1 protein-coding gene and 1 pseudogene are annotated in these 1,840 nt (G+C 45.8%); both read right to left on the minus strand.

Going from position 1 to position 1,840, the window contains the following annotated elements; translation table 11 throughout:
* Nucleotides 1-374, minus strand: a pseudogene (locus tag ACQY6Q_RS10090) (putative basic amino acid antiporter YfcC); the annotation flags it as partial.
* A 97-nt stretch (nt 375-471) separates the two neighbouring features.
* A partial coding sequence (gene panF / locus ACQY6Q_RS10095; protein WP_427980911.1) for a sodium/pantothenate symporter occupies nt 472-1,840 on the minus strand: 1,369 nt, incomplete at its 5' end.

The raw sequence follows: 1,840 nt of genomic DNA on the forward strand, positions 1-1,840 counted from the left end.
CCAATGACCAACATAAACATGATCACACCGATGGCCGTGCCCCATTTAGACCCTGAGACTAAACCTTCAAAAGCAAAGTTAAAAAAACCAACATCCCCTCCGCCGTTAAATAGCGAGATAGGTTGAAGCACTGGAGCTCCACTATCATCAACTTGATAACGAAACGAGCTTGGATCGACAACACTACGGCTCTTTTCAACACCGTCACTGACATAAGCAACCTCTTGGGTATCGAATGAGCCAACAGGGATGATATAGGTTAAAAGCATTGCCGCTAACGCGACAAAAAAGATGATGACTAAAGTATCTGGCATCTGCCAGGCGTTAACGGGCGAGGTTGACCCAATTGATGAGTGTGTAGAATTAGAATTCATTTTATGGCCAGAATAAAGATTACCTGGCCGCAAATATAAACTAATTCAATCTAGGTTTACACTGCGTATCAGCGAATAACCCAAGCAATAGCAAGCATTAGCATTCGGAGACCACGGCCTTCGATCTAGTTTGCCAGATATGGCTAACTAACATCACAAACGATGACAACAGTAACGCTGGCACAATAGGATGGATATGCAACATAAAGGGATCAGCAAATTGCAGCAGTAGATAGCTAATAAGCCCTGCTACCATCGATATTAATGCACTCTTCCCATTCACTTTGGGTAAAAACACACCCGCGATTATCGGCCACAAAAACACGGCCTGAAGCGCCCCAAATGCAGCAAGGTTGATCCAAACAATCATTTCAGGTGGATCCATTGCCCAATAACTAGCAATAAGCGTAATAAGCAAGATAGTAAATCGAGTCAATTTAACCTGCGCGCTCGAACTTAAGCGAGGCCATTTTTTCACGGCCCCATCGCGAATAAGGCTAACAGCCGATTGCAATAACATGGAATCAACTGATGACATTACTGCGGCTATTGGCGCAGCTAATAGGACTCCAGCCCAAAAAGGAGGAAAAATGCCTGATATTAAACTTGGCATGATCTCATCAGGAACCAACAAATCAGGATAAAACGCCCGACCAAGAACACCACAAAGGTGCGGTAACAAGGTCATCAAGAAACAGATAATGGTTCCCCATACCATGCCACGCTTTAAAGCACTACGATCTTTTACAGCGAGTAAACGCACTAAGGTATGCGGCAGTCCCATAGTACCAAAACAGAGCAGCACCCAAAAAGAGAGCATCATAGGCCAGCCAAGCGCATCACTTACACCATGCGGCTCGAGCATTTGAGGAGAATAATGGCTAACGCTATCCATTAGCTCTGTTAAGGGAGCCTGAGACAAAATCCCGGCAAATAGCAGCAGTAAGCCAAACAGCATCACTATCCCTTGCAACGCATCTGTTAACACTACCGCGCGGAATCCGCCAGTTAAGGTATAGGCAAGCACCGTGACGACAAACAAAGCTAATCCCAACTCATAGCTGATCCCACTAACGCCCGCGAACAACCTTGCACCGCCAATAAACTGCACCGCGATCATCGCTATAAATCCGGTCACTAAACTTACCACCGCAATATGGCTAAGTAACGGACTTTGATATCGAGCATCGAGCCATTCAATCAAGGTGGCATGTTGCGCATGGCGCTGACTCAAAAACTTATGACCTAAGACGCCTAAGGTTAAAATGGCAACAGGTACCTGAATTAACGCTAACCATACCCAACCCAGCCCCATTTTATAAGCAGCCCCAGGGCCGCCGATAAAAGAGCTGGCGCTGGTGTATGTTGCGACAAGTGTTAACGCGAGCAAAGGACCATTTAAAAAGGCACCACCAATAAAGAAACGTTTCGCCTTATCATCGTATAGCCTATCCCCCTTTTGACTC

It is taken from the genome of Agarivorans sp., from assembly GCF_050295395.1.
Classification (GTDB): Bacteria; Pseudomonadota; Gammaproteobacteria; order Enterobacterales; family Celerinatantimonadaceae; genus Agarivorans.